Here is a 19,192-nt window from a genome sequence, read left to right on the forward strand (position 1 = left end):
AGGCGGATGACCTGAACTCGTCTTTCGTGCCGCGCCTCGCGCGGCAGCGATCTCATGTCGGCTGTTTCCATCACTGGTGGATCATGGCGGGGCGCAAAAGTTCAAGTTATTTGTTGCCGGATCAATAGCGGGCCGCCCGTTCGTCGCCCTTGATGCCGAGCAAGGCATGCAGCGCGATGGCGCCGAAGGTGGCGGTGCCGATGCCGCCGAGCGCGAAATCGCCGAAGCGCAGCGTGAAGTCGCCGGTGCCCAGCACCAGTGTCACGGCGGCCACGATGAGGTTGCGGTTCTGCGAGAAGTCGACCCGGTTGTCGACCCAGATCTTGGCGCCGGCGATCGCGATCAGGCCGAACACCACGATGGAGACGCCGCCCATCACCGGTAGCGGGATGGCCTGGATCACCGCGCCGAACTTGGGCGAGAAGCCCAGCACGACGGCGATGAGCGCGGCGACGAGGAAGATGGCGGTGGAGTAGATCTTGGTGGCGGCCATCACGCCGATGTTCTCGGCGTACGTCGTCACGCCCGTGCCGCCGGCGGCGCCGCTCACCATCGTCGCCACGCCATCGCCGATGAACGCACGGCCCATGTAGGCGTCGAGATCGCGCCCGGTCATGGCCGTCACGGCCTTGATGTGGCCCAGGTTCTCGGCCACCAGGATCACCGCCACCGGCGCGATCAGCAGCATGGCCGGACCGCTGAAGACCGGCGCCGTGAAGGCGGGCATGCCCACCCACGCGGCGTTCGCGATGCCCGACAGATCCATCGGCTTGCCGAGACCCAGGCCGTTGGCGAGCACCGCGTAGAGGATGCTGGCGACGATCAGGCCGACCAGGATCAGCAGGCGCTGCACCATGCCGCGCGTGAGCACGGCCACCAGGCCCACGCAGGTGAAGGTGATGGCCTGCATCCAGCTGTCGAAGCCGCTGGCGGCCATGTTCTTCACCGGGATGTGGGCCAGGTTCAGGCCGATCACGGCCACCACCGAGCCCGTCACCACCGGCGGCATGAAACGCTCGATCCAGCGCGTGCCCACCGCATGCACCACGGCGCCGATGGCCGTGTACAGGGCGCCGCAGGCGATGATGCCGCCAAGGGCGACCCCGATGTTGGTGTTCGGCCCCTTGCCGGCGTAGGCGGAGGCCGCGATCACCACGCCGATGAAGGCGAAGCTGGAGCCCAGGTAGCTGGGCACCTTGCCACCGGTGATGGCGAAGAAGATGAGCGTGCCGACACCGCTCATCAGGATGGCGATGTTGGCGTCGAAGCCCATCAGGATGGGCGCCAGCACCGTGGCGCCGAACATCGCGATCACGTGCTGCACGCCCATCGCCGCCGTCTGCGGCCAGGGCAGGCGCTCGTCGGGCGCGATCACGCCGCCCTGCTGCAGCACCGAAGCCGGCTTCTCGGTCCAGTCGAACATCGCCATGGGATCCTCCTCGTCGTGGTTGGATCGGCGATGCTAGACCAACGGCCGGCTGCATGCACGGGAGAACCGCAGGGGCGCCCCCACCCCAGCCCTCTCCGGCCGGTGGAGGGCGCCGATGGGCGGGCTACGACGCCTGCGTGGCGAACAGCGTGGCCCGCCCCAGCACGGCCGCATCGCGCAGGATGCGGCGATGGCCCAGGCCTTCGGTCGCCAGCAGCTCCGCGCCGCGGATCGCGCGGGTGAAGGCCTGACCATCGGCGAAGCGGTTGATGCTGTCGGCCTGGTCGTGCACCACCAGCGTGGGCACGCGGATGCGCGGACCGACCGCTTCGGGTTCGAACTGCGGCATGAGGATGCCCTCGCGGGCCTCGATGCGGCGCTGCATGGCGGCCCGCGTGGCCTCGCTCAGGCCGAACACGTGCGCGAAGTGGCGGGTGTACTCGCGCGGTGAGGCAGGCGGCGCCACCAGCAGCAGGCGATCCACCGGCAGGCCGCGCGCCGCGGCATGGGCGGCCGCGTTGGCGCCGAGTGAATGCGCCGCCAGCACGCGGACCTGGTGGCCGTCCTGCCGCAGGCGGGCCACGGCGTACTCGATGGCGCGCGAGAACTGCGGCAGGTTGCTCACGCTACCGGCGCTGCGGCCATGCGCGGGCATCTCCAGCAGCACCGGCCGCAGGCCATGGCCGGCCAGGGCGTCGGCCAGCGGCAGCATCTGCCGCGCGTGGCCGCCCCAGCCGTGGACCAGCAGGGCGACGGGCCCGTGCGGGGCCACGGGGCGGCTGTAGACCGTGACGCTGGCGTCCTCGAACGGCCAGGCCTCGGTCTGCCAGCCCGGCTCCCAGGGCGTGCGGCGCTGCAGCCACTTGGGCGGCAGCGGCGTGCCGAACAGCCGTGCGGCGGCGCGCACGGCCAGTGCCGGCCACAGCCGCTGCGAGGTGCCGAGGGCGAAGCGGAACAGGCGGACGCCGGGGTTGGCGTGGTAGTAGGACGAGGCGGCCTCGACGGCGGTGCGGGTGGTCATGAGCGGGCTCCCGGGTTCAGAAGAAGACCATGTCGCTGTTGCGACGGGGCAGGCTGCGCAAGGTGCGGCGCAGGCCGATGGCCAGGCGGATGACGCCGATGGCGGCGAGGGGGACGAGGACGAAGGCCATGGAAGGCTCCTTTCTTCGCACGACCGTGCGAAATGAGGTCGAACAAGCGGGCAGGGCGGTTTGTCTCCAGGGGACTCTAGGGCAGGTAGCTGCGCACCAGGCGGTCCCAGGTGGCCTGGGCTCGGTCGGGCGCGCGCGAATCGCGCAGGAAGCGGATGTCGTGCAGCAGGCCCATGGCCAGGCTGTAGATCTCGCCGGCGAGCTGCTCGGGGTCGGTGTCGGCGCTCAGGTGGCCGGCCTCCACCGCCTGCAGCACCGTGCGGCGCAGCGCGGTGCGCCAGCGCGTCACCTCGCCCAGCAGGAAGTCGCGCAGCGGGCCCTCGCGGTCGTCCAGCTCGAAGGCGCCGGCGGTGAAGATGCAGCCTTGCTTCGCCTCCACGTCGCGCGTGCGGGCGATCCAGCGGCGCACGATCTCGTTCAGCCGTGGCAGGCCCTTGGGCTGCTGCATGGCGGGCACGAACACGTCGGCCAGGAAGCGGCGGCCGAACTCCTCGATCACTGCGGTCTGCAGCGCCTCGCGGGAGCCGACGCGGGAGAACACGCCGCTCTTGGAGAGGCCGATGCGATCGGCCACTGCCTGCAGCGTGATGGACTCCAGGCCCTCGGCGGCGGCGAGATCCAGCGCCGCGCCGACGATGGCGGCGCGGGTGAGCTCGGCTTTCTGGGTCTTGGCGTCCATGATGGGGCGAAATATAGCACGACTGTGCGAAATGGCAAGTCGGTGCCTGTTGATGGCTCGGGGGCGGGTCGCGGCGGATGCGAGCGGGCGGCGCGCCCGCTAAGCTGGCGGGCCCCGTTGGCGTCCCATCCGTCCTGGACGGACGACCGATGCCAACACGACGAATCCGCAGGACCCGAACCGATGCAACCACCCTACGTGCCCCAGATCCGCCGCTACCAGGACTGGCTGCAGGCCCATCGCGGCCTGCGCTTCGACAGCTACCAGGCGCTGTGGGAGTGGTCGGTGCGCGACGTCGCCGCCTATTGGGAGAGCCTCGCGGCCTTCTATGACCTGCAGTCGCCCACCCCGTGCAAGGCGGTATTGGCGGACGACCGCATGCCCGGCGCGCGCTGGTTCGAGGGGGCCAGCGCGAGCTATGCGCGGCAGGTGCTGCGGCACGTGGCGCCCGCGCACGCGGCGGGTGTGCCCGCGCTCATCAGCCGCAACGAGCGTGGCGAGCACCGGGAGCTATCGTGGCCCGAACTGCAGCGCCAGGTGGCCTCGCTGGCGCTGCACCTGCGTGCGCAGGGCCTGCAGCCGGGCGACCGGGTGGCCGCCTACCTGCCCAACGTGCCGGAGGCGATGATCGCCTTCCTGGCGGTGGTCAGCCTGGGGGGCATCTGGAGCATCTGCGCGCCCGACATGGGCACGAACGCGGTGCTGGACCGCTTCCGCCAGATCACCCCGCGCATGCTGATCGCCTGTGACGGCGTGCGCTACGCCGGCCGCGACCATGACCGCCGCGGTGTCGTGGGCGAGCTGATGGCGGCCCTGCCCAGCGTGACGCACCTGCTGGTGCACGACAACCTGGGCCTCGGTGTCGATGGCCTGCCCGCCCACACCGCGCTGGCCACGGCCCTGTCGCGCGACGATGCCGAGGTGGCCGCCTTCGAGCCGCAGTGGCTGCCTTTCGACCATCCGCTGTGGATCGTCTACTCCTCCGGCACCACCGGCCTGCCCAAGCCCATCGTGCACGGCCACGGCGGCACGGTGCTGGTGGGCATGGCGATGATGAACCTGCACGACGACATCGGCTGCAGCTACGACCCCAACAGCCTGGGCGAGCGCTTCCACTGGTACAGCTCCACCGGCTGGGTGATGTGGAACGCGCAGATGCACGGCCTGCTCACCGGCACCACCTGCTGCCTGTACGACGGCAATCCCGGCGGCAGCAAGGACGCGCCCGACTGGTCCACCCTGTGGCGCTTCGCCGACGAGGTGGGCGTCACCTGGTTCGGGGCCGGCGCCGCCTTCTACGGCAACTGCATGAAGGCCGGCGTGGATCTCACGCGCTGGCCCGGCCTGCGCCGCGTACGCGCGCTGGGCAGCACGGGATCACCCCTGCCCGAGGACGTGCAGCGCTGGGGCACGGCGCAGTTCGACGCACTGGGCGTGCGCGACATCTGGTGGTGCAACATGTCGGGTGGCACCGACTTCGCCGGCGCCTTCATCGGCGCCCACCGGGAGCTGCCGCAGATCCCCGGGCAGATGCAGTGCCGCCTGCTCGGCTGCTCGGTGGAGGCCTGGAACGAGCAGGGGCAGCCAGTCATCGACGAGGTCGGCGAGCTGGTGTGCACGCGGCCGATCCCCTCGATGCCCCTGTCCTTCTGGAACGACCCCAACAACGCACGCTACCTCTCCAGCTACTTCGACATGTACCCCGGTGTCTGGCGCCATGGCGACTGGCTGAAGATCACGCCCGAGGGCGGCTGCATCATCTACGGGCGCAGCGACGCGACGATCAACCGCCACGGCCTGCGCATGGGCACCAGCGAGCTGTACAGCGCCGTGGAGGCGCTGCCCGAGGTGATGGACTCTCTGGTGGTGGATCTGGAATACCTGGGCCGCCCGAGCTGGATGCCCTTGTTCGTGGTGCTGCGTCCCGGCCTCACGCTCGACGACGCGCTCAAGGCCCGCATCGCCGGCGCGGTGCGCACCGCGCTCAGTCCGCGCTTCGTGCCCGACGACATCGTGCAGATGGCCGAGGTGCCGCGCACCCTGTCTGGCAAGAAGCAGGAACTGCCGATCAAGAAGCTGCTGCTGGGCCAGCCGCTGGAGAAGGTGGTGAACCCCGACGCGATGGTCAACCCGGGCTGCCTGCCGGCCTATGTGGCGTATGCGCAGGGGCGTCGGCCCGCACAGGCGGCCGACGCCTGACGCGCGCTCGCCTGCGAGCGAAACGCTGGGGTTGCGCTGGCGCTCCACCCCAGCCTACACGGAGACCAGTTAGGCCGGAACCTGCGTCAGGCCGGGCGCGCCTTGCGGTTCACCAGCACGATGCCGGTGGCGACGCCGGCGAGCGCCACGACCAGCTGCGCGGTGAGCGGCTCCTTCAGCAGCACCACGCCGAAGACCAGCGCGAACAGGGGCGCGAGGAAGGTGAAGGAGGACATCTGCGTCGCCGGGTAGTGCCGCAGCATCCACATCCACGCCAGGTAGCTCGCAAAGGCGCCGATCGCGGACTGCAGGCCGATGGAAACCCAGGCGTAGGTGGAATAGGCCAGCGACCACTGCTCGCCCAGCGCCAGCGAGAGCATCGGCGCCACCAGCGTGGTGACGGCCACCTGGTAGAAGAGCGTCTTCTCCGCGCTCGCCGTGGCCAGCTTCGAGCCGCGGATCACCAGCGTGGTGAGGCCCCAGAACACACCGGCGGCCAGCGCCAGGGCGTCGCCGCGCAACTGGCGGGCGGTGCTGCCTGCCAGGAAGCCCTCGCCGAAGGCCAGCGCCACGCCAGCGAAGGCGATTACCAGGCCCACCCACTGCAGCGGCCGCAGCCGCTCGGCCGGCACGATGCGCGGCAGCAGCAGGGCCACCACGAAGGGCGCGGTGTAGAGGAACACCGTGAGGCGCGACGCGGTCGTGTCCCGCAGGCCGAGGTAGATGCAGGTGAACTCGCCCGTGAACAGCAGGCCCGCCAGCAGCCCGGCGCGCAGCGTGCCGTCGCGCGCGAACAGGGCCACCCCGCGCCAGCGGCACCACAGCCACAGCAGCACCGTGGCGCCACCGAAGCGCAGCGAGGCCTGCCACAGGGGCGGCACCTCGGGCACGGTGGTCTTGATCAGGATCTGCTGGAAGCCCCAGAAGAGGCAACTCGCCAGCAGCAGCGTCACCGCCAGGGAATCGAGGTGGTCCTTGCGCTCGGTCATCGGCCGATGGTAGCGGCGCGCCTCAGCGGCCAGCCAGCCGGGCCAGCAGCGCCTTCAGCGCGGCCTGCTCGGGCGCGGCCAGCGCGCTCAGCGCCTGGGCCTCATGGTGCCGGGCCTGCTGCAACAGCGGGCGCACGAGGCGGCGGCCGGCAGCCGTGATCGCCACGAGCGTGCGGCGCTGGTCAGCTGCGTCCGCCTGCACCGCCACCCAGCCCTGCTCGGCCATGCGCTGCACGAGCTTGGTGACCGTGGGCTGCTTGGACAGCACGTCCAGCGCGAGCTGGCTCACGGTCAGCGGCTCGCTGTCCTGCAGCGTGGCCAGCACGCGCCATTCGATGGAGCTGAGCCCGGCGGCGCGCACGCGCGCATCGAAATCCTTGTACAGCGCATGGTTCGCCTGGCCGAGCAGGTAGCCCAGGTAGCCGTCGACAAAGCGGGCCGGCGCCGCTGCCGAACCGCGTGCCCGCCGGCCGGACCCGGCCGTGGCTGTCACAGCGGGTGCTCCGTGTAGTAGCGCCCGCCATGGAACAGCAGTGGCGAGGCGCCGGCCCGGGTGGCGCAATGCTCGACCTCGCCGACGAAGATGACGTGGTCGCCCTCCTCGTAGCGGCTGCGGTTGAAGCACTCGAAGGTGGCCGCCGCGCCATGCAGCAGGGGTGCGCCGCCCGCGCCGATGTCGAAGCCGACGCCGTTGAAGCGGTCCGCGCCCTTGGACGCGAAGCGCTCGGCCAGATCCCGCTGGTCCGCCGCCAGCACGTTGATGGCGTAGTGCGAGCCGGCGCTGAACACTGCCATCGAGCCGGCGGCGCGCGCCAGGCTCCACAGCACCAGGGGCGGCGCGAGCGAGACCGAATTGAACGAGTTGGCCGTCAGGCCCACCAGCGCGCCCTGCGCGGTGCGGGCGGTGACGATGGTCACGCCGGTGGCGAAGGTGCCCAGTGCGGCGCGGAACTCGCTGCTCGAGAAGCTGGGGGGCTGGGCCGAGAGCGACGGGTTCATGGACCGGGTTGCATGAAATTTCATGTATTATGGCCGCGACTTCGCGAGGGCGCGCAACATGCTGCAGGAATCCATTGAGCCGGCGTGGCTGGCAGCCTTCGAGGCCGTGCTGGCGCGCTGCGCGCTGAAGCCGGGCGACACCGTCGCCGTGCTGGCCGAAAGCCAGAGCCGCCCCGTCCTTCCCGAGCTGGCCCGCCTCGCCGCGGCGCGTCTGGGCGCCCAGGTGTTCAGCGTGCTGCTGCCCACCGTCTTCCCCGCCAGCGGCCCGGCCATCCGCTCCACCGGCGCCTCGCCCGTGCTGCGCGGCATTGGCCCGGTGGTCGGCGCGCTGGCGGGCAGCACCCTGGTGGTGGACTGCACGGTCGAAGGCCTGATGCACGCGCCCGAACTCCCCGCCATCCTTAAAGGCGGCGCGCGCGTCATCTACATCAGCAACGAACACCCGGAGGCGCTGGTCCGCCTGCTGCCGGATGACGCCACCGAGGCCCGCGTGAAGGATCACGTCAAGCGCCTGCGCGGCGCGCGCGAGATGCGGGTCACCTCCGCCGCCGGCACCGACCTGCGCATCTCGCTGGCCGGCGCGGTCTGCGGCGGCAACTGGGGCAGCACCACCAGACCGGGCACCATGACCCACTGGCCGGGCGGCATCGCGCTGGCCTTCCCCGCCGCTGGCAGCGTGAACGGCACCCTGGTGCTGGCCGAAGGGGATGTCAACCTCACCTTCAAGCGCTACCTGGAGCGGCCGGTCACGCTGCGCATCGAGAACGACTACGTGACCGCCATCGAGGGCCAGGGTGTCGATGCCGAGCTGATGCGCAGCTACATCGCCGCCTGGAACGACCGCGAGGCCTATGCCGTCAGCCATGTGGGCTACGGCCTCAACCCGGCCGCGCGCTGGGACAGCCTGGCCCTGTACGACAAGCGCGACTTCAATGGCACCGAGCTGCGCGCCTTCGCTGGCAACTTCCTCTACAGCACCGGCGCCAACGAGGTGGCGGGCCGCCACACGCTGGGCCACTTCGATCTGCCCCTGCGCCACTGCACGGTGCAGCTCGATGGCGCCGCCGTGGTCGAGGCCGGGCGGCTGGTCGAATGAACGCGCTCCCCGCCTTCACCACGCTGGGCCAGGGTCCCACGGTGCTGATGCTGCACGGCATCGGCGGCGGGCACCTCGCCTTCGCGCCGCAGGTCGAGACGCTCGCCGGCAACGGCTACCGGGCGGTGGCCTGGGACATGCCGGGTTACGGCCGCAGCGCGCCCATCGAACCCTACACCTTCAAGGGCCTGGCCCAGGCCTGCGTGGACCTGATCGACAGCCTGCAGGCCGCGCCCGTCATCCTGGTGGGCCACAGCATGGGCGGCATGGTGGCGCAGGAGGTCGTGGCGCGACGGCCTGAGCTGGTGAGCCGCCTGGTGCTGTGCGGCACATCGCCCGCCTTCGGCAAGCCCGATGGCGACTGGCAGCGTGCCTTCATCGCCGAACGCACCGCGCCGCTGGATGCCGGGCAGAGCATGGCGGACCTGGCGCAGGTTCTGGTGCCCCGCATGGTGGGACCCGGCTCGCTGCCCGAGGGCGTGAACCTCGCCACCCACTGCATGGGCCTGGTGCCGGCCGCCACCTACCGCCGCGCGCTGGAATGCCTGGTCACCTTCGACCGCCGCGACAACCTGTCGCGCATCCACGTGCCCACCCTGCTGATCGCCGGCGAGCAGGACCGCAACGCGCCGCCCGCCGTGATGCAGAAGATGGCGCAGGCCATCGCCGGCAGCACCTACATCGAGATGAAGGGCATCGGCCACCTGCAGAACCTGGAGGCGCCGGACGAGTTCGACAGCCTGCTGCTGAACTTCCTGGAGCTGCCCGGTCTGCTGCTGCACTGAGCCGGGCACAGGCCACGCCCCGGCCGCCCTACGAGAAGGAGACTCCCATGCAAGCCCCCGCGCCCCTGAGTTTCGTCCCCGCCGTGGGCGAACACGCCTTCACCGCGAAGCAGCGTGAGCTGCTCACGCTCGCGCACGAGCTCGGGCGGGATCGCTTCGCCGCCCGCGCCGCCCGCTGGGACGCGGAGGCGAGCTTCCCGTTCGAGAACTACGCCGACCTGCGCGAGGCCGGCCTCCTGCGCCTGTGCGTGCCCGAGGCGCACGGCGGCCTGGGCGCCGACTACGCAACCTACATGATGGTGGCCGCCGAGATCGGCCGCTTCTGCGGCACCACCGCGCTCACCTACAACATGCACATCTGCTCCACCATGTGGACGGGCGTGCTGGCCGACGGCATTGCCATGACGGAGACGCAGCGGGCCGAGCACGCGCACCGCCGCGAGCTGCACTTCCGGCGCGTGGTGGACCAGGGCGCCGTCTACGCACAGCCGTTCTCCGAAGGCAGCGCGGCGGCTGCCGGTCGCGCGCCCTTCGGCACCACGGCCCGCAAGGTGGAGGGCGGCTGGCGCATCAACGGCCGCAAGATCTTCGCCTCGCTCGCCGGCGCCGCCGACTACTACGGCGTGCTGTGCACCGAGGACAAGGGCGACGACAAGCCCGACGCCCGCGACACGCTGTACCTGGCGGTGCCCGCCACGGCCGAGGGCTTCGCGGTCAGCGGCGAGTGGGACCCGCTGGGCATGCGCGGCACGGTGAGCCGCAACCTCACGTTCAACGACGTGTTCGTGAGCGACGACGAGCAGCTCATGCCGCGCGGGGTCTACTACAAGGGCGCGCAGACCTGGCCGGCCATGTTCTTCACGCTCTCGCCCACCTACCTGGGCGTGGCCAACGCCATCTACGACTTCACCGTGCGCTACCTGCGCGGCGAGTGGCCGGGCGAGCCGCCGGTGAAGCGCCGCATGTATCCCACCAAGCAGATCGCGGTGGCGCAGATGCGCATCCAGCTGGAGCAGATGCGCAGCCTGTTCCTGCGTGCGGTTCTGGAGGCACGCCCGAACCCCAGCAAGGACGAGCGCATGCGCCTCTATGCGGCACACTACACGGTGATGGAAGGCGTCAATGATCTTGCCCGGCTGGCCATTCGCACCTGCGGCGGCCAGAGCATGATGAAGCACCTGCCGCTGGAGCGCCTGTACCGCGACAGCCGCTGCGGCGCGCTCATGCTGCCGTGGACAGCCGAGCTCGTGCTCGACCGCATGGGCCGCGAGACGCTCTACGAGGCCGGGGAAAAGGACGAGTGAGCCGCCGGGCCGCCCGCGCCGTCGCCTTCGTGGCCCTGCTGCTGGCGGGGACGGCCCTCCGCGCGGCGCCGGTGCCGGCCAATCCCTGCGATCGCTTCGTCAACCGGCTGCCCAATGCCTCGCGCGCCTTGTGCGAGGCGGCCGAGCTGCGTGACGCCGGCGCCCGCTCGGTCCGCGGCGTGCCGCTGTACACCCGCGACGTGGTCTCGCCCGGGGCCCGCCTGCGCGTGCTCGTGACGGGCGCCATTCACGGCGATGAGCTGTCGTCGGCCTCGGTCGCGCTGCACTGGATCCGCCTTGCCACCAACGAGCCGATGCAGATGCCGCAACCGGTGCACTGGCGCTTCGTGCCCGTGCTCAACCCCGACGGCGTGCTGGCGCAGCCGCCCAAGCGCGTGAACGCCAGCGGCGTGGACCTGAACCGCAACTTTCCCACGCCGAACTGGGAGCGCGAGGCCGCGCACTACTGGCAGGTACGCACCCGCAAGGACCCGCGCCGCTGGCCGGGGCCGAAGCCGCTGTCCGAGCCGGAGTCGCGCTTCCTGCACGAGCAGATGCGCGACTTCAAGCCGAACCTGATCGTGGCCATCCACGCGCCCTATGGCGTGCTGGACTTCGACGGCCCTTCGGTGCCGCCCTCGCGCCTGGGCCGCCTTTACCTGGACCAGGTGGGCATCTTCCCCGGTTCGCTGGGCAACTACGGCGGCGTGCACAAGGGCGTGCCGGTGGTCACCATCGAGCTGCCGAACGCCATGCGCACCCCGCTGGACGCCGAGATGCGCCAGATGTGGCTGGACCTGCTGCGCTGGATGACCGCGCGGCTGGGCGGCGAGGCCGGCGCCGCGCGCTGAGCCGCGCTGCGCGCCGGCGCGAAATCGGCGAGACTTCGCGGCATGAGCACCGACACGCAAGACATCGCCGGCCGCTTCGGCAGCGGCCGTTCCGTGGCCCGCATCGAGGACGAGGGCCTGCTCAAGGGCCTGGGCCAGTACACCGACGACCTGGCGCCCGAAGGCGGCCTGCGGCTCGTCTTCGTCCGCTCCCCGTACCCGAATGCCCGCATCCTGTCGGTGGACGCCACCGCTGCCCGCGCCATGCCGGGCGTGGTGCTGGTCGCCACCGGGGCCGAGCTGGCCGCGGCCGGCGTGAAGCCGCTGCCGGGCAGCCCGAACTTCAAGCGCGCCGATGGCTCGCCGGCCGCGAGCCCGCTGCGCCGCGTGCTCGCCCATGAACAGGCCTGTTTCGCCGGCGAGGCGGTGGCCCTGGTGGTGGCCGAGACGCTGGAGCAGGCACGTGACGCGGCCGAGGCGGTGCAGGTGGACTACGACGCGCTGCCCCATGTGACCGGGCTGGAGGCCGCCACTACCGCCGGCGCACCGGCGGTTTGCGAAGCCGCGCCGGACAACATCGCTGCCGAGATGCGCCACGGCAACGCGGCCGCCACGCAGGCGGCCTTCGACACCGCGGCGCACGTGGTGAAGCTCACGGTGGTCAACCAGCGCGTGGCCGCCCTCACCATCGAGCCGCGCGCGGTGCTGGCCTGGGTGGCGGCGGACGGCCGGCTGACGGTGCGCATGAGCACGCAGATGCCCAGCGGCGTGCGCAATTCCATCTGCGACGCCATCGGCCTGCCCAAGGAGAAGGCACGGGTCACGGTGGGCGACGTGGGCGGCGGCTTCGGCATGAAGACCGGGGCCTACCCGGAGGACATCGCCGTGGCCTGGGCCGCGCACCGGCTCGGCCGGCCGGTGAAGTGGATCGCGGACCGCAGCGAAGACTTCCTCACCTCCACCCATGGCCGCGACCAGCAGGCGCAGGCCGAGCTGGCCCTGGCGGCCGACGGCGTCATCCTGGGCTTGCGGCTGCGCACGCTGGCCAATGTGGGCGCGTATGCGCTGGGCACCGGCCTGGCGATCCCGCTGCTGATCGGCCCCTGGGTGCAGACCAGCGTGTACCACGTGCCGGTGATCGACTTCCACTTCAAGGGCGTGCTCACCAACACCGCGCCCACCAGCGCGTACCGCGGCGCGGGCCGGCCGGAAGCCATCTACATCATGGAGCGGCTGATGGACGAGGCCGCGCGCCAGACCGGCATCGACCGCGTCGCGCTGCGCCGCCGCAACTTCATCCGGCCGGAGCAGATGCCCTACAAGAACCCCATGGGCCAGACCTACGACGTGGGCGAGTTCGAGCGCATCATGGACGGCGGCCTGGCCCTGGCGGACTGGGCCGGCTTCGAGGCGCGCGCCGCCGAGAGCCGCGCGCGCGGCCGCCTGCGCGGCCTGGGCATCGCCACCTTCCTGGAATGGACCGGCGGCAACGTGTTCGAGGAGCGCGTGACGGTGGACGTGCGCGCCGACGGCGTGATCGAGGTCTTCAGTGCCGTCAACCAGATGGGGCAGGGCATCGCCACCACGCTGGCGCAGCTGGTCGTGGACGTGTTCGGCGTCCCCATCGACCAGGTGCGGGTGGTGCTGGGCGACACGGACCGCGGCGACGGCTTCGGCAGCGCCGGATCGCGGTCGCTCTTCACCGGCGGCTCGGCCCTGCGCATCGGCGCCGAGCGCACGCTGGACCAGGCGCGGCAGCTCGCTGGCGAGGCGCTGGAGGCCGCGCCCGCGGACCTGGACTACGCGGCCGGCCGCTTCCGCGTGCGGGGCACCGATGTCGGCATCGGCCTGTTCGAGCTGGCGTCGCAGCAGGCCGGACAGCACATCTTCATCGACAGCACCTCCGCCGTGTCGGGCCCGAGCTGGCCCAATGGCTGCCACGTGAGCGAAGTGGAGATCGACCCCGCCACCGGCAGCGTGCAGGTGGTGCGCTACGCCAGCCTGAACGACGTGGGGCGGGTGGTGAACCCGATGATCGTGCGCGGCCAGCTCGATGGCGGCGCCGTGCAGGGCATCGGCCAGGCGCTGTGCGAGCACATGGTCTACGACGCCGAGAGCGGCCAGCCGCTGACTGGCAGCCTGATGGACTACGCGGCGCCGCGCGCCGACGTGATGGCGGCCGACTTCGTGACCGAGATGGACCAGAGCGTGCCCTGCCGCAACAACCCGCTGGGCGTGAAGGGCGTGGGCGAGCTGGGCACCATCGGCGCCACGCCCAGCGTGGTGAACGCGGTGGCTGATGCCCTGGCACGCGCCGGACGGCCCGAGCGTTCGCCGCAGCTGCAGATGCCGCTGACGCCGATGAAGGTGTGGGCGGCGCTGCAGGCCGGCTGAGCGCGCTCACGCGGCCGTTGCGGCGGCCTCGTCCCGTTCGCGACTCGGGCGGCCCGCCGCGCGTGCGCGATCCACATCCGGGCTGCGGTACATCGCCTCGGGAATGGTCGCCAGGCGTGAGTCGTGCAGTTGCTGCGGGCCCAGGCCGTAGAACTTCTGGAAGCTCATGATGAGCGGGCGCCACTGGTCTGGATCCACATGGTCCGGCCGGTCCGGCATCACGATGCCGGGCGCGAGGTGCACGCGCGTGATGCGCAGCTCGAAGGCGATGGCCCGGCCGTGCAGCAGCGGGTCACCCTCGGCCATGCCGTGCCGGTCTTCCAGCACCGCCTCCAGCTGAACCGGGCATTCGCGGACGCGCGGCGCGCCTACGGTCTGCGCCGCATCCGGCGTGAGGCCCGCATGCGCGAACTTGTTCTTCACCGTGCGGTAGCCGCGCTGCGCCTTGGCGCCGGGCACGGGGTCACTGCCGGTGGTGAGGGCCAGCCGGTCCACCGCGGCCACCTGGTCCTGCGAGGGCAGGTTGAGCACGCACTCGCCGGTGCGCAGCAGGTTGGCCGCCGTGTGCGAGGCACCCCCCAGCCCGATCATGCAGCGCCAGCCGAGCCAGAAGATGGAGGACATGGGCGCCAGGTTGGCGCTGCCGTCGGGGTTGAGCGTGGCGATCAGCACGACGGGCGTGCCGAAGTAGAGGATCGCGGGTTCGCGGGTGAGGTGCATGCGGGGCTCCGGGGGTGGGTGGGAGCCCGTACTGTCGACGCGCGCGGCCGCGGACGCTGGCCGTTGGCGGACATGTGATCGCTGGGGTTTCGCTGTCGCTCCACCGCCAGCCTACCCGCGTCAGTTTGGTTGTCTCTCGTAGGCTGGGGTGCAACCCCAGCGATTGGATCAGGCGACGCCGTACACCAACCCCGCCGCCACCCCACCGAACAGGTCCCCCTCCACCATCGCCACACCCGGGAAGGCGGCTTGCAGCACCTGCTGATACGGCCGCAGCGCGGACGAGCCGCCGGTGAGGTAGATGGCATCCAGGTCGCGGGCCGTCAGGCCGGCGGCCTGCACGCAGTCCTGTGCGCAAGCCACCACCCGCTGCAGCAGATCGTGCAGATGCCGCGTCATCGTGGCGGCATCGAAGCCGCAGGCCAGGCCCGCCTCCACATACGCGAGATCGAGTTGCGCCGCGCCGCCGTGCTGGCTGGTGGCGATCTTGGCCTGCTCCACGTCGCTGGCCAGGTGGTGGCCCAGGCGCTGCTCCAGCACCGTCATCAGGCGCCGGTGCAGGTTCGTGTCGGTGTAGTTCACCCGCAGGGCCTGCGCTTCGCGCAGCGCGCGCGGGCCGTAGCGCCAGTGGATCATGTGCCAGGTGGCGAGGTCGAAGAACACCGCGCTGGGCACCTCGCGGCCATCCGGGCCCCGATGCCGGTAGCCCAGCAGCGGCATCGCGTGTTCCAGGCTCAGCTTCTGGTCGAAGTCGGTGCCGCCGATGTGCACGCCGCGCGTGGCCAGCACGTCGCCTGAACGGTCCACGTCGGGCGCGCTGCCGCCGGGGCGCAGCCGCACGACGGTGAAGTCCGAGGTGCCGCCGCCGATGTCGGTGATCAGCACCAGGCTCTCGCGCGGGATGCGCTGCTCGTAGTCGAAGGCGGCGGCGATGGGCTCCATGCGGAAGCTCACCTCGCGCAGGCCGGCAGCGGTGGCGGCATCGTGCAGCATCTGCTGCGCCAGCGCGTCGCGCGCCGGGTCGTCGTCGACGAAGTGCACCGGCCGGCCCAGCACCACGCGGCTCGGCTCGGCGCCGCACTCGGCGCGGGCGCGCGCGGCGATCTCGCGCAGGAAGCGGCCGATGATGTCCTGGAAGCTCATCGCGCGGCCATTCACCTCGGTCTGCTCCAGCAGCAGCGGGCTGCCCAGCAGGCTCTTGAGCGAGCGCATCAGGCGGCCTTCGGCGCCGCTCAGGTACTGCGCCAGCGCCTCGCGCCCGAAATAGACGTGGCCGTCCTCGGCGTTGAAGAACAGGGCGGTCGGCAGCGCGAAGTGCTCGCCCTCCAGCCGCAGCGCGCGGGCGGGCTCCGCGCCGCGGCGCCAGGCGGCGGCGGAGTTGGAGGTGCCGAAGTCGATGCCGAGGGTGGTGTGCATGGCGGGCCGCCGGAGGCAGGCGGGGGGCGAAGTGTAGGGCCTGGCGCGGCGTCCCTGATCGCCATGCGACGAAAAGCGGGTCGCTTCCCGTGCCCGCTCAGCGCAGCGCTGGCGCGGCCAGCAAACGCTCCACGTCCTCGGCGGTGTTGTAGCCCTGGATGGAGACGCGCACGAAGACGTGCCCTTCGTGCGTGGTCACGGGCACCTCGATGCGGCTGTCTTCCCACAGCCGTCGCTGCAGTTCCGTTGCGTCCTGCGCGGGCACCGGGATGGCCACCATCTGCGCCCAGTCCCCATCGCCCGCCACCGGTTGCAGGCCGTGCCGCCGCACCAGCGCGTCGTGCGCCTCGCGAGCCAGCGCGTGGCAACGCTCACGCACCGAAGGCCAGTCGTGCCGAGCCTGGAAGTCAATGGCGCTCGGCACCGCGAGCCAGGCGGACAGGTCGCGCGTGCCCTGCCACTGCAGGCGCCGCTCGAAGGGGCCGCGGCCCAGGTAGCTGTCGTCGCCCGGCCGCGCCTCGGTGTAGCCCCAGCTCACCACGGTGGCGTCCAGCCGCGCGTGGTGCTCGGGTTGCGCGTGCAGGAAGCCCGAGCCCTTGGGCGCGCACAGCCACTTGTGGGCGTTGCCCACGTAGAAGTCGGCGCCGATGGCGTTCAGGGCCAGGTCGATCTGGCCCGGCGCGTGCGCGCCGTCGACCAGCGTCGCGATGCCGCGCTCGCGCGCCGCCGCGCAGATCGCCTGCAACGGCAGCGTGAGCGCGGTGGCGGAGGTGATGTGGCTGATGAAGACCAGGCGCGTGCGCGGTGTGATCGCCGCCAGCAGCCGCTGCAGGGCCTGGCCGGCGTCATAGGGCAGGGGGATGTTCGCGCGGCGGTACACGGCGCCCTGCCGGTCGCAGGCGCGTTGCCACGCGGCTTCGCAGGCGCCGTACTCCAGATCCGTGCCCAGCACCTCGTCGCCCGGTGCAAGCGGGAACGACCGCGCAACGATGTTCACGCCGGTGGTGGCGTTGGGCACGTAGACCAGGTCCGCGCCTGAGGCGCCGAGCGTGCGGGCCAGCGCCTCGCGCGACTGCGCCAGCAGGGCGGCGGAGTGCCTGCCGAGAAAGTCCACCGGGTTGCGCTCCATCGCCAGCGCCCACTGCTGCTGCGCCTCGAACACCTCGCGCGGGCAGGCGCCGAAGGAGCCGTGGTTCAGGAAGGTGATGCCGGGGTCGAGCAGGGACAGGTCACGCATCGGCGGCAGTGTAGGGCGGGGCGATGCGCCCCGCGCCCCCGGGGCCGAAGCCTCAGGCCGCCTGCGCCTCGCCGCGCAGCGTGTCGCGCGGGGCCTCGTAGCCGAGGAAGCCGAACGCCATGCGCGGCGTGCGGTCGCTGATCAGCTCCGCCATCGCCTTGCCGGAGCCGGCGCCGTGCGTCCAGCCCAGCGTGCCGTGGCCGGCGTTCACCCACAGGCCGCGCACGCGGGTGCGGCCGATGTAGGGGATGTTGGTCGGCGTGGCCGGGCGCAGGCCGGTCCAGAAGCGCGGGTTGCCGCCTTCGGCCTCGGTGCGGGTGTCGCAGACGCCGGGCAGCACGCGTTCGATGCGTTCGGCCAGCATGCGGCAGCGCGCCTGCGCCAGCGGCGTGTCCAGCGTGGCATTCCAGCCCGAGACCTCGATGGTGCCGGCCACGCGCAGCTCGTCGCCCAGGCGGCTCATGGCGACCTTGACCTCGTCGTCGATGGTGCTGACGAAGGGGGCGAGTTCCGGCTTCTTCAGCTTGAAGGTGGCGCTGTAGCCCTTGCCGGGGTAGATGGGCAGGTCCACGCCCACCTGGCGCAGCAGCGGCGCGCTGTAGGAGCCGCAGGCCACCACCACGTCGTCGGCCACCAGGCGCTGCGCCACGCGGGTGGCGGTGTCGCGCACGTGCACGGCAGCGATGCCGCCGCCGGCCGTCTCCAGCCGGGTCACGTCATGCCCGTAGAGGAACTGCGCGCCGCGCGCCGCGCACAGGGCGGCCAGCTGCTGGGTGAAGACGCGGGCGTCGCCGCTCTCGTCGCTGGCGGTGTAGGTGCCGCCCACGATGCGGTCGTAGTGGCGGAAGGCAGGCTCGATGGCCAGCAGCTCCTCGCGGCTCACCACCTTGCGGTTGACGCCGAAGCGCTGCATCAGCTCGGCGGCCTTGCCGGCTTCGTCGAAGGCGGCCGGGTCGGTGTAGAAGTGGGCGATGCCGCGCTCCAGCCGCTGGTATTCGATGCCGGTGGCGCGCACCACGTCCTTCAGCGCCGCGTGGCTGTACGAGCCCAGGGCCACGAGCTGGCGCACGTTGCGCTCGAAGGCGGCGTCATGGCACTGGCTCAGGAATTGCAAGCCCCAGCGCCACTGCTGCCAGTCCAGCTGCGGGCGGAACAGCAGCGGGGCGTCGTTGCGGAACATCCACTTCAGCAGCTTGGCCGGTGCCTGGCGATTCGCCCACGGCTCGCAGTAGCTCACCGAGATCTGCGCCGCGTTGGCGAAGCTGGTTTCCAGGGCGGCATCGGGCTGGCGGTCCACCACGATGACTTCGTGGCCGCGCTCCAGCAGATGCCAGGCGGTGCTGATGCCGATGATGCCGGCGCCGAGAACGAGCGTTTTCATGGGCCGCAGTGTGGGGCGACTTGCCGCCGATTAAAAGCAAAATTAAACTCTCAGAGAAAACATCAAGAACCCTAATGAGTACCTTCGACCCAGCCGCCCTGGAATGCCTGGCCGCCATCGTGGAGGAGGGCGGCTTCGAGCGGGCCGCCCAGCGCCTGTCCATCACACAGTCGGCCGTGTCGCAGCGGCTGCGCGCACTGGAGGCGCAGGTGGGCACCGTGCTCATCGTGCGCAGCCGCCCGCTCAAGCCCACGGGGGCCGGCCATCTGCTGCTCAAGCACACCAAGCAGCTGCGCCTGCTGCGCGCCGACCTGGAGCGTGACCTGCGCGAGTTGGCGCCCAGCTCCGCCGGCGGCGCGCGCGAGGAAGAGCGCATCTCCATCGCCGTCAACGCCGACAGCATCGCCACCTGGGCGCTGCCGGCGCTGAACGACCTGGCGCGCCAGGGCCTGCCCCTGGAGATGATCACCGACGACCAGGACTTCACCCATGAGTGGCTGCGCCAGGGCCAGGTGCTGGGCTGCGTGACCACGCTCAAGCAGGCGCTGCGCGGCTGCAAGGTGCTGCCGCTGGGCGCCATGCG

General features: G+C 71.5%; 17 protein-coding genes. 7 read left to right on the plus strand and 10 right to left on the minus strand.

Annotated elements, in window-relative coordinates; translation table 11 throughout:
* Positions 1 to 121: 121 nt before the first annotated feature.
* The 3 genes from ACE3T5_RS16940 to ACE3T5_RS16950 all read right to left on the minus strand — a co-directional run bounded on the left by ACE3T5_RS16940 (position 122) and on the right by ACE3T5_RS16950 (position 3,259).
* The gene (locus tag ACE3T5_RS16940) at positions 122 to 1,429 is read right to left on the minus strand and encodes a solute carrier family 23 protein (RefSeq protein WP_374669267.1); all 1,308 of its coding nucleotides are present in this window, start codon (positions 1,427 to 1,429) and stop codon (positions 122 to 124) included.
* Positions 1,430 to 1,553: 124 nt separating this feature from the next.
* Entirely contained in the window at positions 1,554 to 2,450 is an 897-nt protein-coding gene (locus ACE3T5_RS16945) for an alpha/beta hydrolase (RefSeq protein ID WP_374669269.1), read from the minus strand.
* Positions 2,451 to 2,656: 206 nt separating this feature from the next.
* Positions 2,657 to 3,259 carry a TetR/AcrR family transcriptional regulator gene (locus tag ACE3T5_RS16950; RefSeq protein ID WP_374669270.1) on the minus strand — a complete coding sequence of 201 codons (603 nt, stop codon included), beginning with the start codon at positions 3,257 to 3,259 and terminating at the stop codon, positions 2,657 to 2,659.
* A 183-nt stretch (positions 3,260 to 3,442) separates the two neighbouring features.
* Between ACE3T5_RS16950 and ACE3T5_RS16955 the strand changes: the two genes are divergently transcribed.
* Positions 3,443 to 5,458: an acetoacetate--CoA ligase gene (locus tag ACE3T5_RS16955; RefSeq protein WP_374669271.1), complete on the plus strand. Its 2,016-nt coding sequence runs from the start codon at positions 3,443 to 3,445 to the stop codon at positions 5,456 to 5,458.
* Between the two features lie 86 nt (positions 5,459 to 5,544).
* On the opposite strand, the gene ACE3T5_RS16960 is transcribed toward ACE3T5_RS16955, so the two are convergent.
* The 3 genes from ACE3T5_RS16960 to ACE3T5_RS16970 are packed head-to-tail and all read right to left on the minus strand — an operon-like array spanning position 5,545 to position 7,446.
* Positions 5,545 to 6,447: a DMT family transporter gene (locus ACE3T5_RS16960; RefSeq protein ID WP_374669272.1), complete on the minus strand. Its 903-nt coding sequence runs from the start codon at positions 6,445 to 6,447 to the stop codon at positions 5,545 to 5,547.
* Between the two features lie 22 nt (positions 6,448 to 6,469).
* Positions 6,470 to 6,940: a MarR family winged helix-turn-helix transcriptional regulator gene (locus ACE3T5_RS16965; RefSeq protein WP_374669273.1), complete on the minus strand. Its 471-nt coding sequence runs from the start codon at positions 6,938 to 6,940 to the stop codon at positions 6,470 to 6,472.
* The gene (locus ACE3T5_RS16970) at positions 6,937 to 7,446 is read right to left on the minus strand and encodes a flavin reductase family protein (RefSeq protein ID WP_374669274.1); all 510 of its coding nucleotides are present in this window, start codon (positions 7,444 to 7,446) and stop codon (positions 6,937 to 6,939) included. Before ACE3T5_RS16970 ends, ACE3T5_RS16965 begins: the two co-directional genes overlap by 4 nt.
* A gap of 58 nt (positions 7,447 to 7,504) precedes the next feature.
* Here ACE3T5_RS16970 and ACE3T5_RS16975 point away from each other — a divergent pair, with 58 nt between their 5' ends.
* From ACE3T5_RS16975 to ACE3T5_RS16995, 5 genes are read left to right on the plus strand one after another with little or no spacing between them, the layout of a single operon-like run.
* Positions 7,505 to 8,542, plus strand: a complete 1,038-nt coding sequence (locus tag ACE3T5_RS16975; RefSeq protein ID WP_374669275.1) for a peptidase M29 — start codon at positions 7,505 to 7,507, stop codon at positions 8,540 to 8,542.
* Positions 8,539 to 9,327 (plus strand): alpha/beta fold hydrolase, encoded by a 789-nt coding sequence (locus ACE3T5_RS16980; protein ID WP_374669276.1) that lies wholly within the window; start codon positions 8,539 to 8,541, stop codon positions 9,325 to 9,327. Before ACE3T5_RS16975 ends, ACE3T5_RS16980 begins: the two co-directional genes overlap by 4 nt.
* A 47-nt stretch (positions 9,328 to 9,374) precedes the next feature.
* Positions 9,375 to 10,631 (plus strand): acyl-CoA dehydrogenase family protein, encoded by a 1,257-nt coding sequence (locus ACE3T5_RS16985; protein ID WP_374669277.1) that lies wholly within the window; start codon positions 9,375 to 9,377, stop codon positions 10,629 to 10,631.
* A complete protein-coding gene (locus ACE3T5_RS16990; protein ID WP_374669278.1) occupies positions 10,628 to 11,482 on the plus strand; it encodes a M14 family zinc carboxypeptidase in 855 nt (284 codons plus the stop codon). Before ACE3T5_RS16985 ends, ACE3T5_RS16990 begins: the two co-directional genes overlap by 4 nt.
* 42 nt (positions 11,483 to 11,524) lie before the next feature.
* Positions 11,525 to 13,855 (plus strand): xanthine dehydrogenase family protein molybdopterin-binding subunit, encoded by a 2,331-nt coding sequence (locus ACE3T5_RS16995; protein WP_374669279.1) that lies wholly within the window; start codon positions 11,525 to 11,527, stop codon positions 13,853 to 13,855.
* Positions 13,856 to 13,861: 6 nt separating this feature from the next.
* On the opposite strand, the gene ACE3T5_RS17000 is transcribed toward ACE3T5_RS16995, so the two are convergent.
* From ACE3T5_RS17000 to ACE3T5_RS17015, 4 genes are all read right to left on the minus strand, one after another.
* Positions 13,862 to 14,575: a flavin reductase family protein gene (locus ACE3T5_RS17000; RefSeq protein ID WP_374669280.1), complete on the minus strand. Its 714-nt coding sequence runs from the start codon at positions 14,573 to 14,575 to the stop codon at positions 13,862 to 13,864.
* Positions 14,576 to 14,743: 168 nt separating this feature from the next.
* Positions 14,744 to 15,991 carry an Hsp70 family protein gene (locus ACE3T5_RS17005; protein WP_374669281.1) on the minus strand — a complete coding sequence of 416 codons (1,248 nt, stop codon included), beginning with the start codon at positions 15,989 to 15,991 and terminating at the stop codon, positions 14,744 to 14,746.
* A gap of 97 nt (positions 15,992 to 16,088) precedes the next feature.
* The gene (locus ACE3T5_RS17010) at positions 16,089 to 17,228 is read right to left on the minus strand and encodes an aminotransferase class V-fold PLP-dependent enzyme (RefSeq protein WP_374669282.1); all 1,140 of its coding nucleotides are present in this window, start codon (positions 17,226 to 17,228) and stop codon (positions 16,089 to 16,091) included.
* Positions 17,229 to 17,280: 52 nt separating this feature from the next.
* Positions 17,281 to 18,609 (minus strand): D-amino acid dehydrogenase, encoded by a 1,329-nt coding sequence (locus ACE3T5_RS17015; protein WP_374669283.1) that lies wholly within the window; start codon positions 18,607 to 18,609, stop codon positions 17,281 to 17,283.
* Between the two features lie 74 nt (positions 18,610 to 18,683).
* On the opposite strand from ACE3T5_RS17015, the gene ACE3T5_RS17020 reads away from it, so the two are divergent.
* Positions 18,684 to 19,192: ArgP/LysG family DNA-binding transcriptional regulator (locus ACE3T5_RS17020; RefSeq protein ID WP_374669284.1), on the plus strand; the 509-nt coding region annotated here is incomplete at its 3' end.

The organism is Ramlibacter sp. (assembly GCF_041916345.1).
Lineage (GTDB): Bacteria > Pseudomonadota > Gammaproteobacteria > Burkholderiales > Burkholderiaceae_C > Ramlibacter.